This window comes from Glutamicibacter soli, from assembly GCF_052322135.1.
GTDB classification, from domain to species: Bacteria; Actinomycetota; Actinomycetes; order Actinomycetales; family Micrococcaceae; genus Glutamicibacter; species Glutamicibacter soli.
Map to the genome: position 1 here is coordinate 863,642 of NZ_CM125969.1, position 16,617 is coordinate 880,258.

Sequence of the window (16,617 nt, forward strand, 5' to 3'; positions counted from 1 at the left end):
CCCTGTGCTGTCTCGGGAAGCCGCCCGCCGCAGGGCGGGGGAGCGGGGCTAATCGCCGTCGCCGTCGCATTCGGTCGCGGCCACAACCAGGCATTCGAAGTGCGGGGGCTCAAGCAATGCCAGGCTTCCGGGCTGGCCGGTGTCCGCGCACCTAGGCATCCTGTTGCCCGGTGATGCTTCGAGGACCAGCTGCACGTCCTGGGCGGGTTGCGACCTGTCATCAGCGGGAATCGAAAAAGCCAGCTTGTCCATGACGAACCTTTCATCGGTTCATCAAGTGTAGATTCCGCGCCGGCGCGCGCCAAGGCTTGGGTGCGTCAGAAATCCGGGTCTTCGGGGAAGTAGTCGGGATCGACTTCGCTCACCGGGATCATCCAGAGCTCGGATACCTCGTGCACCACGCACTGGTGCACCAGATCCACCAATTCCACCGGGCTTGCGGCCAGCTGCTCCAGCGGCAGCCGGAAAATCGTAATCTGGGCGCGGTCATGCGCGGTCGCCGTGCGAGAGCAGGACAGCGGCACCCGTTCGCCGGCACCTTCGGCTTGGGAGAGCAGCGTATCGGAGGGCACCGGCTCAATGAGGAAATCGATTTTCAGCATCCGCGATTCCCAGCGTTCGGCCAGGCGCTGGGCGCTGGCCATGACCGCGTCGTCGAAGCGCTCGGGACGGTTGCGGTACGCCGGCAGGTGCATGGGAACCAACGGCCCGCGCCGGCCCCTGCCATGCCGGTTGCGGCGTGGCCCGCTGGGTTCATCCGGCAGTTTGGCGTTCATGCCTCCAGACTACCCCCGGGAACCCAATTGCCGGTCAACCGTCGCGGACGCGAGTAGACTGGAGGGCGTGGATGGTCTTCGTATTTGCTCTCGCCCAGCCTGCCGTGAAACGGCCCGCGCAACCCTCACCTACGTTTATGCGGATTCGACCGCGGTGCTGGGGCCGCTGGCGACCTATCCGGAACCCCACTGCTACGACCTGTGCGCGAGGCATGCCAACCGGTTGACAGTGCCCAGCGGGTGGAGCCTGATCCGCGGCACCATCCCGGATGTCATCGAGCCCGAGGACGAATTGAACGCGCTGGTCGAAGCCGTCCGTGAACCCCGGCCAAGGGATCGCGCCCCGCGCCATGCAGCCATCGCCGAGCCGGATGCCGCCGAATCGCGCGGCCCGCGCTTCGATGCCCGCGTGCGGCTGGCCATGCTGCCGGATGCCCCGGACAACCAGTAGCGCCGCACCAAGTACCACGCCACGCGCCGCCCCGTAGCGGGCGCCCGCCGCTGCCAACGGACCCCGTGCGGGGAACCGGGCGGCGGCTTTCGCGTTTCCACGGCACGATAGGCGTCCTCGCGGAACTGCGCATGTGGCGCACCCGGTGGCCAAATCAGGTGTGGCTATGCGCTGGATGCGAGTTTCTGCTGGATATGCTAAAGGCGCGAGGCCTGTCACCATGCCCGCACGCCACCCCAAACATCACTTGATCGCGCAAATTGCAGGAGGACTCCTCATGGCTGAGGCTGCGAAGGACCCCGTAGGGGCCCCGGATCCCGGAACCACGCAGATGCCCAAGGCCTCGCTGAGCCAGAAGGCCGAAGAGCTGGCCGCTCGCCTGGAAGAGCACAAGAACAAGGCCCAGGCGGACGCGGCGGCCAAGGCCGCGGCCGAACGCCGGGCCGCTGCCAAGGCCGTGATCAAGGGCGACGCTCCCGCTGCCAAGCCGGAAGCCGCCAAGCCTGAACCGGCCAAGCCAGCCGAGCAGCCGGCGCAGAAGCCTGCTCCGGCGAAACCTGCAGCTGCGGCCAAGCCAGCGGAATCCAAACCCGCTGCCGCCAAGCCCGCTGCCGCCAAGCCGGCCGCAGCGGCGGCGCCAGCAAAGCCCGCGGCCAAGACCACCGTGCAGCCAGCGGCGAAGGCCGCGCCGACCGCCGCAGCTGCTCCGGCGGCCTCCGCGAAGGCGGAAACCCCGGTGGAGGACGTCATCCGGGCGATCAAGCTGCCCCACGAAATCGCGGCGGAAAAGGCTGCGAAAGCGCAGGCCGCCCCAGCCCCCGCCACGGCGGCGGACGCCGTGGTCCCGCCGGTGTCCGTGGCACCCCAGAACGAATCCAACGCCTCCACCGCTGCTGCCGTGGCCCAGGCCCGCTCCCGCGTTTTCGGCAGCTCGGGCCCCGAAGAGGAGCCCTCGGAAGCCGCCATGAAGCGTCGCGTGGCCCGTGAGCGCGCCTTGAACTCCAAGCCCGCAATGGCCCGCCCGGCGCAGATCCTGGTTGCGGTGATCTTCCCGATCCTGACCTTGATCGCCGCCATCCGCCTGGTGGCGACCCCCGGATTCCTGGCCTTGTCCTACGGGCGCCCTGGATTCCCCAACGACATCTACGGGTTCAGCGCCGCCGAACGGCTGACCTACGGCAGCTACGGGGTCGACTACCTGAACAACTTCGCCGGCCCGGAGTTCCTCTCGGGGCTGGTGCTGCCCACCGGCTCGGCCATGTTCACCGCCGGGGAAGTCCAGCACATGGTGGACGTGAAGAACCTGATCGGATTCGCCTACGTCCTGGGCGCCTGCCTGGCCGTGCTGATGGTCATCGGCATCTGGTACCTGGCCAAGCGCTACGCCGGCGGCGTGCGCCGCGCGCTGTTCTCCGGAGCCATCGCCACCCTGGTGCTGATCGCTGCGCTTCTCGCCATGGCGTTCATGGGATGGCAGTCATTCTTCAGCGACTTCCACGCGCTGTTCTTCTCCGAGGGAACCTGGACCTTCAAGCTCAGCGACACCCTGATCCGCCTGTACCCGGAGCAGTTCTGGATCGATTCGGCCGCGGCCGTCGCCGGACTGATCCTGCTGACGGTGGTCATTGTGCTGATCTCCTGCTGGCCCACCGGACGCCGCCGCGAAGCGGCGCGCCTGCGCCAGGAAGCCCGCGCCTTCGGACTGGGCAACTAGGCCGCACGCAGGCTGCAAAGCACGGAGGCTGGCCCACCACGCATCGTGGTGGGCCAGCCTCACTGCTTTTGCGGGACAACGATTCCTAGCGCTGGTAGAGCTCATCGGCGCGCTGCGCGAAATCGCGCAGCACGTCCTGGCGCTTGAGCTTCAACGTGCTGGTCAGGTGCCCCGATTCCTCGGTGAACTCCACCGGAAGCACCACGAACTTGCGGATGGACTCGGCCTTGGACACGGTGGAGTTCGCGAGGTCGAGGTAGCTTTGCACTTCCTGGATCACCTGCCCGTTGGCCGCGGCCTCGGCCAGCGACATGGAACCGAGCCCCTTGGCCTTGGCCCACAGCACCAGCTCCTCCGGATCCAGGGACACCATGGCGGCGATGAACGGGCGGTTCTCGCCGACCAGCACGCACTGCGCCACGATGCGCCCGGCGCGGACCATTTCCTCCAACGGGCCGGGGGAGACGTTTTTGCCGCCCGCGGTGACGATCAGTTCCTTCTTGCGGCCGGTGACCTTCAGGTAGCCGGCCTCGTCCAGCACGCCGGTGTCGCCGGTCTTGAAATAGCCGTCGGCGTCGAAGGCCTCGGCGGTGGCTGCGGGGTTCTGGTGATAGCCGGCGAAGACGCCGATGCCCTTGATCAGGATTTCCCCGTCCTCGGCGATCCGGACGCTGGTGCCCGGGATCGGGCGGCCCACGGTGCCGACCCGGGTGCGGGTGGCCTGGTTGACGGTGGCCGGGGCGGTGGTCTCGGTCAGGCCGTAGCCTTCGACCAGCTGGATGCCTGCCCCGCGGAAGAAGTGCGCCAGTTCCTCATTCAACGCGCTGGCCCCGGAGATCGCGTAGCCGCACTCGCCCCCGAAGACCGCGCGCAGCTTCGGGTAGAGGACCTTGCTGAACAGCGCATAGCGGGCGCGCAGCCCCAGCGGCATGCGGGCCTTCTGCCCGCGGGCCTTGGCATCGCGGATCCGGGAGACCTCGATGGCGGTCTGCTCGGCCTTCAGGAACAACTCGCCCTTGCCGCTCGCCTCGGCCGTGGACAGCGCGGTGGTGCGGATCTTCTCGAACACGCGCGGGACTGCCAGCAGGAAGCCCGGCTTGATCGCTGCCATGTCCTGGGCCAGGGTGGCGGTGGAATTCGAATGCGCGATGACGGTCCCACCGTGGATGCAGGTCTGCTGGACGGCGCGGGCCAGCACATGGGCCAGCGGCAGGAACATCAGCGTGCGGCGGCGCTCGCCCAGGATGTCTTCCATGTGCGCCGCCAGATTGTGCGCCACCAGCGCGAAGTTCGCGTGGGTCATGTTGCAGCCCTTGGGGCGTCCGGTGGTGCCGGAGGTATAGACCATCGTCGCGGTATCTGACAGCTTCATCGACGCGCGGCGCTGCTCGATGAGCTGCTCATCGACCTCGTGCTGGTCGACCAGCAGCTTGTGCAGCCCCACCGAGGGGATCAGCTCCTTGTTCGACCCGTCGGAGCCTTCGAACATGTGGGTGATGACCGGTTCGCCCAGCTGGGCTGCGGCCTGGCGCACATGCGAGCGCAGCTCGTGGTCCTCTGCGAACACCACACGCGCCCCGGAATCACGCAGGATCCATTCAATCTGGAAGGGGCTGGAGGTTTCGTAGATCGGCACGCAGACGCCGCCGGCGAACCAGATGGCTTCCTCTGCCAGCGCCCACTCGTAGCGGGTGCGCGAGATGATGGCGACCTTCCCGCCGGGCTGCAGGCCGTCGGAGACCAGTTTCATGGCCAGCCGCTTGACGTCGGCCAGGAATCCGGCGGCGGTCACTTCATGCCAGGTGCCCGAGCGCTGGACCATGAACAGGGCCTGCCCGCCGGAGGCCGCGACGCGGTCCAGGAGCAGGTTGGTGGCGTTCACTTCGGGCGCCAGGTCCGTCAGCTGCTCGACGTGCACTTCTTGCATGGAAGATGATTCCTTTGACATCGTTGGTGACGCGTTCCATAGGAAAACCGCGCCAATAGGTGGTGCGTGGGGCGCGGCGGCAGCGGGGGGACTATCCCCAGTTGGGGATCCAGCGCAGCGCACGCCAGTACTCATCATCGATCAGCTCGCCGCTCCAGATCGGCCAGAACAGGGCGGAAACCAGCAGCAGAACTGCCAGGAACACGGAGACCGCGGCAACCCGGGGGCGTGTAGCCGCGCCCCGGCGAGGATCGCTGGAAATGAACTTCCCTATCATATACGTCAGCGCGAGGACCATGGCCGGAACCATCGGCAGGGTGTAGAAGAAATACATGGTGCGCTCGGGGTACATCAGCCAGGGCAGGAAGCCGGCGGCGCCGGCCGAGAGGATGGCCCCGGCCCGCCAGTCGCGGGCGCCGATCCACCATAGGATCAGCAGCAGCATGCTCAGCGAGCAGGCCCACCACATCACCGGGTTCGGCAGGTCGGTGATGACTTCGGTGCAGCGCGAGACGTCGCACCCGTTGACACCCTGGTCGTAGCCTTCGAAATAGAACATCACCGGGCGTCCGGCGAAGGGCCAGGTCCATGGGGAGGACTGCCAGCCGTGCGGGGATCCCAGGCCCGTGTGGAAGGTGTAGCCGGCCTGGTGGTATTCCCACAGCGAGCGCAGCGGCGCCGGCAGCCAGCTGATTCCCTCGCCCGGATGCTCCTCGGCCCAGTGCCGGTAGCGCCCGCCGTTGGTGGCGAACCAGCCGGCCCAGGTGGACAGGTAGGTCAGCAGGACCAACGGCATCATGGTCGCGAAGGCGTAGATGCCGTCGCGCGCCAGCGCGGAGCTGAACCACTTGTGGATGCCGGCGGTGCGCCGTGCGGAGAAGTCCCACAGCACGGCCATCACGCAGAACACCGCGACGAAGGAGAGCGCCGACCATTTCACGCCCACCGCGCAGCCGAGCATCACCGCGGCAGCCAGCCGCCACGGCCGCCACCAGAGCATGGGGCCGCGGGTCAGCAGGAAGTCGTCGGGCCGGTTGCCGGCGGGCACCGCGAGTTTTTTCGCCAGGGACAGCCTGCCGTGGGCGCGGTCCTTGAGCAGCGCGTAGAACGCGGCGCTGATGAAGAACATCAGGAAGATGTCCAACAGCGCGGTGCGCGACATGACAATCGAGTGCCCGTCGACTGCCATGAGCAGCCCGGCGATGCCTGCCAGGTAGTGCGAGCCGAACAGCTGCCGGGCGCTGAGCGTGACCAGCAGGACCGCCAGGGTGCCGAACAGCGCGGCGGAGAAACGCCAGCCCATGCCGTTGAAGTCCCCGAAGAGCAGCATGCCCAGGCCGATCAGCCATTTGCCCAGCGGCGGGTGCACCACGAAGGATGGCTCGTTGGTCAGCCGCGGATCGCCGGAGATGAACTGCTCGTTGATATCTTCTTCCCACTCGCGCTCGTAGCCGCTTTGCAGCATCGAGTACGCGTCCTTGACGTAGTAGGTCTCGTCGAAGATGAGCATGTGGGGGTGCGAGAGGTTGATGAAGCGCAGCAGCCCTGCGATGAGCGTGACCGCCAGCGGAATGATCCACATCAGCGGCCCCCGGGGAGCCGTCGCGGTCAGCAACCGCAGTTTCAGGCTCTCCAAGGTGAAGGCTTGGCGCGCTGATCGCACGTGACCGGTGTCCGGGGTTTGCAAGGCAGTGGGGCTCATCAAGAGTCATGCTACCGGCGCGCTTGGGAGAATGTGCGCTTTTCCTACTTCGCGTAGGCTAAAGAATGTGCAGAACTCAGAGAATGAGGGCGTCATCGTCCTGGGAGCCACCCCCATTGGCAATTTGTCCGACGCGTCACCGCGCCTGAAGGAAATCATGGTGAGCGCAGATATCATCGCTGCGGAAGACACCAGGAACTTCCACCACCTGGCCAACGCGCTGGGGCTGAAGATCAACGCCCGGGTCATGAGCTTGCATGAGCACAACGAGGCCCACAAGCTCTCCGAGGTGCTGGAGCTGGCCAAAACCGGAGCCACCATCCTGGTGGTCTCGGACGCCGGCATGCCCGCTGTCTCGGATCCCGGCTACCCGTTGGTGGCCGCCGCCCTGGACGAGGGAATCCGCGTCACCGCGGTGCCCGGCCCGTCAGCGGTGCTCACCGCGCTGGCCTTGTCGGGCTTGCCGACCGGCCGCTTCACCTTCGAGGGCTTCTTGCCGCGCAAGGCCGGCGAACGCCGCAAGCGCCTGGACGCGCTGCTGCACGAGGAACGCACCATGGTGTTCTTCGAAGCCCCGCACCGCGTCGCCGATTTCCTGGAAGCGGCGATCGAGGCCTTCGGCGCCGACCGGCAGGCGGCCGTGGCCCGCGAGCTGACCAAGAAGTTCGAGGAAGTCCGCCGCGACAGCCTGGGTGAACTGCACCATTGGGCGTTGGAAGGGCTTCGCGGTGAAATCGTGGTGGTGGTGTCGGGGGCTCCTGAACCGGAAGCGGCCTCCATCGAGGACCTGCTGCCCAAGGTTGCGGAACTGGTCGACGGCGGGACCCGGATGAAGCAGGCAGTCGCGGACGTGGCGGAGCAGCACGGCGTGAAAAAACGAGACCTTTACGAGGCAGTCTTGGCTGAACGTAAGGAAAGTGAAATATAGGCGTCTTGGCGTAGGCTGAATGCACAATGAATCTGCGCTTTCGTAGTGCAACGGGCGATTTACAGCGCCAGCGTGCCGAGAATAGCGTTGGGATCAACGAAGATTAGCTTCATTTAGAGTTTCAGGAGATGTGCGTATGTCGATTACTGCTCAGCGCGAAGCCGAGTTGCTCGCCAAGGTGCCAACCGGCCTTTTGATCAACGGCGAATGGCGCGATGCCTCGGATGGCGGCACCTTTGACGTGCTCGACCCGGCCACCGGACAGAAGCTGCTCACCCTGGCCAGCGCCACCAGCGAAGACGCCATGGCCGCCCTTGACGCCGCCGATGCAGTACAGGCCGAATGGGCCCTGACCGCTCCACGCGAACGCGCCGAGATCCTGCGCCGCGCCTTCGACCTGGTCACCGAGCGCAAGGACGACTTCGCGCTGCTGATGAGCCTGGAAATGGGCAAGCCGCTGGCCGAGGCCTACGGTGAGGTCACCTACGGCGCCGAGTTCCTGCGCTGGTTCTCCGAAGAGACCGTGCGCCACTACGGCCGCTACATCACCACCCCTGAGGGCAAGAACAAGGTCCTGGTCCAGCACAAGCCTGTCGGCCCGTGCCTGCTGATCACCCCATGGAACTTCCCGCTGGCCATGGCCACCCGCAAGGTCGGCCCGGCAGTTGCCGCAGGCTGCACCATGGTGCTCAAGCCAGCCAAGCTGACCCCGCTGACCAGCCAGCTGTTCGCCGCCACCATGATGGAAGCCGGCCTGCCGGCCGGCGTGCTGAACGTGGTCTCCGGTGCTTCGGCCTCGAAGATCTCCGGCCCGCTGATGCAGGACGACCGCCTGCGCAAGGTGTCCTTCACCGGTTCCACCCCGGTGGGCAAGCAGTTGATGAAGGACGCCGCGGACAAGGTGCTGCGCACCTCGATGGAACTGGGCGGCAACGCGCCGTTCATCGTCTTCGAGGACGCCGACCTGGATGCGGCAGTCGAGGGCGCCATGGCCGCCAAGATGCGCAACATGGGCGAGGCCTGCACCGCGGCCAACCGCTTCCTGGTGCACCAGGACGTGGCCGAGGAATTCACCGCCAAGTTCGCCGCCGCCATGAAGGCGCTGAAGCCGGGGCGCGGCACCGAGGCCGACTCCACCGTCGGCCCGCTGGTCGAGGAAAAGGCCCGCGACGAGGTCCACGCACTGGTTGAGGCAGCCGTTTCCAACGGCGCCACCGCCATCGTCGGCGGCGCGCCGGTCGAGGGCCCGGGCTACTTCTACCAGCCGACCGTGCTGGCCAACGTGGCCAACGATGCCGAGATCCTGGGCCAGGAAATCTTCGGCCCGGTGGCACCGGTGACCACCTTCACCTCCGAGGAGCACGCCATCAAGCTGGCCAACGCTTCGGAGTACGGCCTGGCGTCCTACATCTACTCCAAGGACTTCAACCGCCTGTTCCGCGTGGCAGAGCAGATCGAGTTCGGCCTGGTCGGCTTCAACGCCGGCGTCATCTCCAACGCCGCGGCGCCGTTCGGCGGCGTGAAGCAGTCGGGCCTCGGCCGCGAAGGCGGCGCCGAGGGCCTGGCCGAGTACACCACCGTGCAGTACATCGGCATCGCTGATCCGTACGCGGCCAAGTAGGCGGCACCGGTAGAACGCCGACGGGCGGTCCCCTTGCGGGGCCGCCCGTCGGCTGCTTTAAACCGTCCTAGCTCGCCGTGCTCCGGGCGGCCCGGGAATCGTCAAGCCGCCGCAGCCTCGCCGTCCGCAGGGACGCGGGGAAGAGCGCTGCGGCCAGCCGGGCGCGCAGCGGCAGGGACAGGTGCAACTGCGCGCGCACCGACTGCAGGTCGGAAACCAGCTGCTTCGCGGCGCCCGGCTCCGGATGCCGGGAGGCGTAGAAGCTGGCTTGGATGGCAGTTTCCAGCCGCCGCAGTTCGGCATCGAGCCCGGTGAAATCGTCCCCGAGCCTGCGGGTGTAGTCGCTGACCGACTCCTGCTCCCCGGCCCGCCGTCCGGCATCGGCGCCGATGGCCTGCAACTCCACCCACAGCGCCTCGGCCGCGGGCACCCCGCCGGCGGCGATCAGCATCTGGCGCTGCCTGGCCAGGTGCCGGCGCCGCAGCGGGGCCAGCGAGAGCGCCCCGCCGACCACGACGGCCAGCAGCGCCAGCGCCCACCAGCCGTTGGCGGGTTCTCCCGGAGCCGCCTGCGGCGCGGCGGCCGGGGCGCTGGCCTCGGGCGATTCCGCGGGGCGCTGGGTGGCGCGGTCCGTGGGGACCTCCTCGTCGCCGAATTCCGCAGGCCCGGCGGTGCTGGTTTCCTGCGGGGCGTAGCTCGGCGGCTGGCCCTGGCCAGGGGTCGGCTCGAAGGGCACCCAGCCCAGCCCCTGGAGGTAGAGCTCGGGCCAGGAATGCGACTGCTGGCCGGTGACCGAATACCCGGTCAGCTTGGTGCCCGGCTCCAGCCTCGACTCCAGCTCGCTTTCGGCAGCGTCCTTGCCGACCTGAACGGTCTTGCCGTTGGCCTTACCCGGCGCGTAGCCCACCGCGATCCGCGAGGGGATCCCCGCCTCCCTGGCCATCAGGGCCATGGCGGAGGCGAAGTGCACGCAGTATCCCTGCCGGCGTTCAAGGAAGGCTTCGACCACACGCTTGTTCGCGCCGTCGTAGCCTTCGCGCAGCGGGGTGCGCTCCGAGTACACGAACTCGCGCGAGCGCAGGAAATCCTGAATCGCCACGGCCTTCTCGAAGTCGCTGCCGGTGGAGTCGGCATCCTTGTAGGCCTCGTCCAGGGCGCCGTCCAGGGAGGTGCGCAGTGTATTTTCCGGGTCCTCGGGCAGCTGGCGGTAGACCTCGCCGGGCTCGTCCTGCGGCACCCCGCCGAAGAAGCCCAGATTGCGGGCCATCTGCGGGCTGAGGTCCAATTCCGAGTACGCCACCGAAACATCCCCGGTCGCCGCTACGGCATCGCCGCTGAGCCGGGCCACCGAGGATTCGGGGACCCAGTTCCAGTTGCCGACGATGCCCTCCACGAAGTAGCTGCGGTTCGGCAGCGGCAGCACCGGGGAGGAGATGCCGTTGGCCCATTCAAGCCTTGCCACCTGTTCGTTGGCGTTGAAGGTGGTGAAGTCCTCCTGCATGGCGGTGTTGCCGAAGTAGGTGTCCTTGGGCAGCGCCTCGTTGGGTTCCCAGCGGGCCTGCGACAGGTCCTCGATGACCGAGGTGCGCAGGTACGGGGCCTTGTCCGAGCTGGTGTAGTAGCTGAGCACGGTGCTGCCGTTGTTGGCGCGCAGGTCCCGGCCCAGGGTCAGCAGCGGATCGACGTTGCTGGCCAGCAGGTCTCCGGAGGGGCGGATGCCTTCCGGGAACATGCCCTTGCGGAAGCCCGGCATCCAGAAGCCGGCAGCCAGCATCGCCGCAATGCAGACCAGCGCGGTGGCCCCGAGGAATCCGAGCTGCCGCGGGGCAGGGAATTTCGGATGGGCCGGCGGCTGGCCGCCGCGGAACAGGTAGGGCAGCAGGGCCGTGTAGCCCAGCACCGCCGCGAGCAGCAGCGCCAGGTTCCAGATGCCGGCGCCTTCCTGCTTGAACAGCGAGGCGATCACCGGGGCGAAGCACAGCGGGGCGATCACCAGCAGCGCGACCTTGCGGAAGCTTGTCAGCAGCTCGATGAGCAGGCTGATCGCCACCGCGCAGACCAGGATGGCGAAGGCCACGTAGCGCGAGTAGGCCACCGGCGGCACCTGGGTGGACAGCTGCAAGGCCGCCTCGGAGAGCACTGCGTTGAACCACTGGAATCCGGTGAGCGTGTACCCGGTGGACAGCATGGCTTCGTGCTGGACCAGGGCGACCAGCGCCACCAGCATGGCGACCGGGTAGGCGACCCAGCGCAGCCCGGTGATTCCGCGCAGCACCCCTGCGCTGAGGTGGATGGCCAGCACCGGCAGCACCAGCGCCGGGAACCACGCCCGGCCTTCCACCACGCCGGTCAGCGAGGCGAATCCGGCGAGCACCGCCACGGCCAGGCAGAGCGCTGCCGCGGTGCGGGCCAGCAGGTTGTGGGTCATCGGCGCGGCGGGCGCCGGCCGCCGGGATTCGGGGTCCGGGGCCGGGAGGGCGGGGGAGTCGTGCAGGGTTGCGCTCATGAGACACCTCGCGCGTCGTCCAGGGAACCGTTGCCGTGCAGCAGGTGGATGTTCCATCCGGTGCGGGCCATCAGCTGCTGGACCTGCGCGTAGCGTTCGGGATGGGCGGCCAGCAGGAACAGCTCCACGTGGCGCACCGTGCGGGACAGGGCCGCCAAGGCGGCGGCCTGGTCGAGGCTCACCTGGCCGAGAATCATGATCACCGGTTCTTCGCGCATCGAGAGCAGCTCGCGGTGCAGATTCGCTCCGATCAGGTCCTGGGCCTGGTGCTGGCCCGGTGCGGCGGGCAGCGGACCGAGTTCGGCGCTGGCCAGGTGGAAGTCCTCGAAGCTACAGCGGGCGGCATACTCGGAAAGCCGCAGGGATTCCCCGCCCACCAGCGGGCTGCCGTCCAGGTCCCGGAACAACAGCTGGTAGCCGCTGTCCGCGTAGCGCTGGCCGATGCTGCAGGCCAGCGACAGCGCGTTCTCGAAGCGGCGGCTGCTGGACAGTTCCGGGCCCAGGCCCTGCGGAATGCCGATCCGCAGGTCAGCGCCGCCGGATTGCCAATGCTCCGCGGTGCGGTCAAGCACCATCAGCGCCTGGGCGGTGGCCACGTGGTTCTCCTGGCGCACCATGAGTTTCCCGTGGCGCGCGGTGGCCTTCCAGTGCACCTGGCGGATCGAATCTCCCTGCTGGTAGTCGCGCGTGGCCACGTCGTAGTAGTCGGCGGTGGTGCTGCGGGAGAACCGGGCGTCGCCGGTGAGCATGCGTTCACCCAGCGAGGCGAAACGCGCCAGCGGGTGGATCTGGGCGCGCACCGGCACCGGCTGCGGCTGCCCGATGGACACCATGCCGCGGATCAATCCCAGCGGATCGGAGATCACCTGCCGGGCCGGGCCCAGCAGGTGGACGCCGCGCGAGCGGAACACCAGCTCGTAGTCGACCGCGCCGGGGCCCTCCAGCTCGGGTCCGGGGCCGAATTCTTCGGGCAGGGTTTCGCGGATGCGCACCTCGTCAGGGCATTCGAGGGTGACCAGCGCGGGCTCCGCCACGGTGGCCGCGGGGGAGTGCAGCGCCCGGCGCAGGCTGGTGGTGCGCCGGGCGCGCAGGACGAGCAGCCAGCTGGCAATTGCCAGCGCGGCCAGCCCGACGCCCAGGGCCATGAGCTCGTGGCGCCCCAGGACATAGGCCAGGGCGATCAGCCCCGCCCCGGCCCCCAGGGTGTACCAGCCGCGCGGGGTGAACAGGTCCAGATGCCACCGGCGCAGGGCTTCGGGGCCCGGCTCGGAGCGCGTCCAGGACAGGGCGTTGCGCGAGTCGAAGCGCTGGGGCTTGTCCATGGGCTCACCGCCTAGCTGACCGGCGTGCTGGCCAGCAGTTCCTGCACGACGGACGCCGGTTCCACCCCGTCGGCCAAGGCCCGGCGGGTGAGGATCAGCCGGTGGCTGAGCACCATTTCCGCCACCGCGCGCACGTCCTCGGGCAGCACGTGGTCCCGCCCGGAGATCGCGGCGTGGGACTTGGCGGCGCGCACCCACTGCAGCAGCGCGCGCGGCGAAGCGCCCAGCTGCACCTGCGGGTGCTCGCGCGAGGCGCGCCCCAGATCCACCACGTAGGCGCTCAGCCGGTCGGTGACCGTGACGAGCTTGACCTGCTCGATCATCCGGACCAGCTCCTCCAGCTGCAGCACCGGAGCCAGCGACTGCAGCGGCTCGTCCCGGTGGTGGCTGCCGAGCATCGCCAGCTCGTCGTCCCGCCGCGGGTAGCCCATGGAAATCCTGCCCATGAACCTGTCGCGCTGGGCCTCGGGCAGGGCGAAGGTGCCTTCGGAGTCGATGGGGTTCTGGGTGGCGACCACCATGAACGGGCGCTGCAGCGGGTGGGTGATGGAATCCACCGTCACCTGCTGCTCCTCCATGCATTCGAGCAGCGCGGACTGGGTTTTGGCGTTGGCGCGGTTGATCTCGTCGGCAATGACGATGTTCGCGAAGATGGGGCCCGGGTGGAAGGTGAACTCGTGGGTCTGCGGAGAATACACGGAGACGCCGGTGACGTCGCTGGGCAGCAGGTCCGGGGTGAACTGGATGCGGTGCACCGAACCGTCCACGCTGCGCGCCAGGGACTTGGCCAGCATGGTCTTGCCGACCCCCGGCACGTCCTCCACCAGCAGGTGGCCCTGGGCCAGCAGCACCACCAGGGCGTTGGTGACCGCTTCGGGTTTGCCGGTGATGACGGTTTGCACCGCTTCGAGGACTCGCTGGCAATTGTGCCTGAACGACGAGTTGAGCGAAGGCAACGTTGGGTTTGCGCTCATGCGCATCCTCCTGACGGGTTCAGCCTGTCCGCAAGGTCGTTGCGGGCAGTCGAATCCTGATAGCTGTTGCACATATCGTATGGGGTTCTTTTATCCAGCAACAGACTCTAATTGCCCGAATCCGGCCCCGTCGGCTTCACCTGCGCGCGGGCGGGGTGAGAGAATGACTGGTGGGCCCAGCGCCCGGAAGACCAGCGGATGTGAAGGACCAGCGGTGCCAGCAAAGAACGAAGCGACGAACTCCGGCGATATCTACGCCGGCATCCCCACGGCCTACCGCCCCGACGCCCAGCAGGCTGCGGCCGCGGACGGGGAGCGGGGCCGCTCCGGGACCAATGAAAAGGGCGGATCGAAGCGCAACCTGCGGTATCCCGAAGCGCCGGACCCGCTGCCGGTGGCGGTGGTGGACAACCACACGCACCTGGACTTCCTGGACGGAGAGGTCCGGGTCGAAGCCGCCGACGCGCTGGCCGCCGCGGCGGCCGTGGGGGTCAAGGGCCTGATCCAGGTCGGCTGCGACGTCGAGTCCTCCGAATACGCCGTCAAGGCGGCCAACGATTTCCCCAACGTGCTGGCCGCCGTGGCCATCCATCCCAATGATGCGGCGCGGCTGGACGAACACGGTGCCCTGGATGGGGCAATCGCCCGGATCGAGCAGCTGGCCGCCGACGAGCGGGTTCGCGCCATCGGGGAGACCGGACTTGACTACTTCCGCACCGGCGAAGAAGGGCACGGCGCCCAGGAATACTCCTTCCGCGAGCATCTGCGCATCGCCGTGGAGCAGAAAAAGGCCCTGCAAATCCACGACCGTGACGCACACGACGATGTGGTGCGGATCCTGAAGGATTCGACCCTGCCCGAGCGTGTGGTCTTCCACTGCTTCTCCGGCGGCGCCGAGCTGGCGCGGATCTGCAACGAGAACGGCTGGTACATGTCCTTCGCCGGGACCGTCACCTTCAAGAACTCGCACGAGCTGCGCGAGGCGTTGAGCCTTGCCAAACCCGAGTTGCTGCTGGTGGAAACTGACGCGCCGTTCCTCACCCCGCACCCCTTCCGGGGGCGTCCCAACGCCAGCTACATGATCCCGTACACGGTGCGTTTCATGGCCGAAACCCGCGGTGCCCAGCTGGCGGAATTCTGCGCGCAGCTGGAGGCGAATACCCGCGAGGTGTACGGGGCATTCTAGACCCGTCGAATGTGTTGATGGCCATATGACTGTTGCTTGAAATATAACAATTCGGTTACGGTAGATGCAGATGTGTTGCACGACGGCGCCCAATTACAGGGCGGCTGGTTGACGCGCAGCCTGATCCTGGTTCCACAGCTTGGGAAACACGGCGCAGAAACTGAATGATAGACAGGCGGCCAAGCCGCCGGGCCGGACAGCATTTCCGGGGCACCTTCCGGAGCCCGGCCTACAAACGATGGGGATCTCACTACCGTGACTCACTTGCTCAAGAACCGCTGGGCTAAATACCTGGTCCAGGCGCTCGCCGTGGCCCTGGTGATTGCCGGCACCGTTTTCTATATCGCCGGCCAGAAATCAATCACCATCTCCGTCGATGGCGAGAGCAAGGTGGTCACCACCCGCGCCGCCACCGTAGCCTCCGTGCTCGAGCAGCAGGACATCACCCTGGATGAGCGCGACGAGATCTCCGTGGCAACCGACGCCCCGGTGGTCGACGCACAGAACATCGAGATCAAGCGCAACAAGTCGGTCCAGGTCAACCTGGACGGCACAGAACGCGTGGTGCACACCACCGGCATGACCGTCGCCGATCTGGTCGAGGAGCTCGACCTGGAAAAGGGCGCCGAGATCTCCATGGATGAATCGCAGAACCTGGCCGCAGTCGCCAGCGACATCGAGATCATCACCCCGAAGGCAGTCACCCTGCAGGTGGACAAGAAGAAGACCGAGGTTTCGACCACCGCGCAGACCGTCAAGGAACTGCTCGCCGAGGAAAACGTCTCCCTGGGCAACGACGACGAGGTCAACGTCAAGGTCAAGAAGGACACCGAGAAGGACGTCGAGACCAGCACCAAGATCGCCGACGGCCAGCAGATCGAGGTCATCAAGGTCAGCATCAAGACCTGGGATGAGACCCGCGACATCGCCTTCGAGACCGAGAAGGTCAAGGACAAGAACCTGGCCAAGGGCAAGACCAAGGTGGAAACCAAGGGCGAAAAGGGCGAGCGCGAGCTGACCCTGCGCCAGGAGACCCGCAACGGCAAGAAGGGCGAGGAAGAAGTCCTGAAGGCCAAGGTCACCAAGAAGCCTGTTGCCGAGGTCGTCAAGGTCGGCACCAAGGAAGAAAAGAAGGAAGAGAAGAAGGAATCCTCTTCAAAGTCCACCAAGGCCCCGTCCGGCAGCGTCTCCTCGACCTGGGCGGCACTGGCCAAGTGCGAGTCCGGCGGCAACTGGTCGATCAACACCGGCAACGGCTACTACGGCGGCCTGCAGTTCTCGGCTTCCTCGTGGCGTGCAGTGGGCGGCACCAAGTACGCGCCGCTGCCGCACCAGGCAACTCCTGCCGAGCAGGTTGCCGCAGCCGAGAAGCTGCGTGCCAGCGGCGGCTGGGGCCACTGGCCAGCCTGCTCGTCCAAGCTGGGCCTGCGCTAAGCACCGCCCCGGACACTTCATTGAGCGCAACGCGCCGGTTCAGCGAACCGGCGCGTTGCGCTTTTTCCGCGCCCGA

At 67.3% G+C, this 16,617-nt stretch carries 13 protein-coding genes; 6 read left to right on the plus strand and 7 right to left on the minus strand.

Translation table 11 applies throughout. The features are described from left to right. Nucleotides 1-48: 48 nt before the first annotated feature. Nucleotides 49-252 carry a hypothetical protein gene (locus tag ACTX90_RS04150; RefSeq protein ID WP_443443209.1) on the minus strand — a complete coding sequence of 68 codons (204 nt, stop codon included), beginning with the start codon at nt 250-252 and terminating at the stop codon, nt 49-51. Nucleotides 253-317: 65 nt separating this feature from the next. Further along, complete coding sequence (locus ACTX90_RS04155) at nt 318-776, minus strand: metallopeptidase family protein (RefSeq protein WP_047118458.1); 459 nt, start codon at nt 774-776, stop codon at nt 318-320. A 67-nt stretch (nt 777-843) separates the two neighbouring features. Here ACTX90_RS04155 and ACTX90_RS04160 point away from each other — a divergent pair, with 67 nt between their 5' ends. Beyond that, on the plus strand, nt 844-1,227 hold the full coding sequence (locus tag ACTX90_RS04160; protein ID WP_053797515.1) for a DUF3499 domain-containing protein: 384 nt from the start codon (nt 844-846) through the stop codon (nt 1,225-1,227). A 277-nt stretch (nt 1,228-1,504) separates the two neighbouring features. Next, on the plus strand, nt 1,505-2,941 hold the full coding sequence (locus ACTX90_RS04165; RefSeq protein ID WP_443443211.1) for a TIGR01906 family membrane protein: 1,437 nt from the start codon (nt 1,505-1,507) through the stop codon (nt 2,939-2,941). 85 nt (nt 2,942-3,026) lie between these two features. On the opposite strand, the gene ACTX90_RS04170 is transcribed toward ACTX90_RS04165, so the two are convergent. After that, complete coding sequence (locus tag ACTX90_RS04170; RefSeq protein WP_424678877.1) at nt 3,027-4,868, minus strand: AMP-dependent synthetase/ligase; 1,842 nt, start codon at nt 4,866-4,868, stop codon at nt 3,027-3,029. A 91-nt stretch (nt 4,869-4,959) separates the two neighbouring features. After that, nucleotides 4,960-6,570: a dolichyl-phosphate-mannose--protein mannosyltransferase gene (locus ACTX90_RS04175; RefSeq protein ID WP_443443213.1), complete on the minus strand. Its 1,611-nt coding sequence runs from the start codon at nt 6,568-6,570 to the stop codon at nt 4,960-4,962. Between the two features lie 67 nt (nt 6,571-6,637). Between ACTX90_RS04175 and rsmI the strand changes: the two genes are divergently transcribed. Together rsmI and ACTX90_RS04185 are read left to right on the plus strand one after the other, a co-directional pair. Then, the gene (gene rsmI / locus ACTX90_RS04180) at nt 6,638-7,498 is read left to right on the plus strand and encodes a 16S rRNA (cytidine(1402)-2'-O)-methyltransferase (protein ID WP_443443215.1); all 861 of its coding nucleotides are present in this window, start codon (nt 6,638-6,640) and stop codon (nt 7,496-7,498) included. A 136-nt stretch (nt 7,499-7,634) separates the two neighbouring features. Then, nucleotides 7,635-9,119, plus strand: coding sequence for an NAD-dependent succinate-semialdehyde dehydrogenase (locus tag ACTX90_RS04185; RefSeq protein WP_047118463.1), 1,485 nt, complete (start codon nt 7,635-7,637; stop codon nt 9,117-9,119). 67 nt (nt 9,120-9,186) lie between these two features. Here ACTX90_RS04185 and ACTX90_RS04190 read toward each other — a convergent pair whose 3' ends face one another. From ACTX90_RS04190 to ACTX90_RS04200, 3 genes are read right to left on the minus strand one after another with little or no spacing between them, the layout of a single operon-like run. After that, complete coding sequence (locus ACTX90_RS04190; RefSeq protein WP_443443217.1) at nt 9,187-11,625, minus strand: transglutaminase TgpA family protein; 2,439 nt, start codon at nt 11,623-11,625, stop codon at nt 9,187-9,189. After that, nucleotides 11,622-12,947 carry a DUF58 domain-containing protein gene (locus ACTX90_RS04195; protein WP_443443218.1) on the minus strand — a complete coding sequence of 442 codons (1,326 nt, stop codon included), beginning with the start codon at nt 12,945-12,947 and terminating at the stop codon, nt 11,622-11,624. Before ACTX90_RS04195 ends, ACTX90_RS04190 begins: the two co-directional genes overlap by 4 nt. 11 nt (nt 12,948-12,958) lie before the next feature. After that, entirely contained in the window at nt 12,959-13,921 is a 963-nt protein-coding gene (locus ACTX90_RS04200; protein ID WP_443443220.1) for an AAA family ATPase, read from the minus strand. 214 nt (nt 13,922-14,135) lie between these two features. Between ACTX90_RS04200 and ACTX90_RS04205 the strand changes: the two genes are divergently transcribed. Together ACTX90_RS04205 and ACTX90_RS04210 are read left to right on the plus strand one after the other, a co-directional pair. Continuing rightward, on the plus strand, nt 14,136-15,107 hold the full coding sequence (locus ACTX90_RS04205; protein WP_443443222.1) for a TatD family hydrolase: 972 nt from the start codon (nt 14,136-14,138) through the stop codon (nt 15,105-15,107). Between the two features lie 255 nt (nt 15,108-15,362). Then, nucleotides 15,363-16,541, plus strand: a complete 1,179-nt coding sequence (locus ACTX90_RS04210) for a resuscitation-promoting factor (protein WP_047118467.1) — start codon at nt 15,363-15,365, stop codon at nt 16,539-16,541. The last annotated feature ends 76 nt before the right edge of the window (nt 16,542-16,617 follow it).

Excerpts from the sequence above, each read along its gene's own strand:
- ACTX90_RS04190 (WP_443443217.1), bottom strand. The coding sequence starts at position 11,625 with ATGAGCGCAACCCTGCACGACTCCCCCGCCCTCCCGGCCCCGGACCCC.
- ACTX90_RS04155 (WP_047118458.1), bottom strand. The coding sequence starts at position 776 with ATGAACGCCAAACTGCCGGATGAACCCAGCGGGCCACGCCGCAACCGG.
- ACTX90_RS04195 (WP_443443218.1), bottom strand. The coding sequence starts at position 12,947 with ATGGACAAGCCCCAGCGCTTCGACTCGCGCAACGCCCTGTCCTGGACG.
- ACTX90_RS04200 (WP_443443220.1), bottom strand. The coding sequence starts at position 13,921 with ATGAGCGCAAACCCAACGTTGCCTTCGCTCAACTCGTCGTTCAGGCAC.
- ACTX90_RS04150 (WP_443443209.1), bottom strand. The coding sequence starts at position 252 with ATGGACAAGCTGGCTTTTTCGATTCCCGCTGATGACAGGTCGCAACCC.
- ACTX90_RS04170 (WP_424678877.1), bottom strand. The coding sequence starts at position 4,868 with ATGCAAGAAGTGCACGTCGAGCAGCTGACGGACCTGGCGCCCGAAGTG.
- ACTX90_RS04185 (WP_047118463.1), top strand. The coding sequence starts at position 7,635 with ATGTCGATTACTGCTCAGCGCGAAGCCGAGTTGCTCGCCAAGGTGCCA.
- ACTX90_RS04165 (WP_443443211.1), top strand. The coding sequence starts at position 1,505 with ATGGCTGAGGCTGCGAAGGACCCCGTAGGGGCCCCGGATCCCGGAACC.
- ACTX90_RS04175 (WP_443443213.1), bottom strand. The coding sequence starts at position 6,570 with ATGAGCCCCACTGCCTTGCAAACCCCGGACACCGGTCACGTGCGATCA.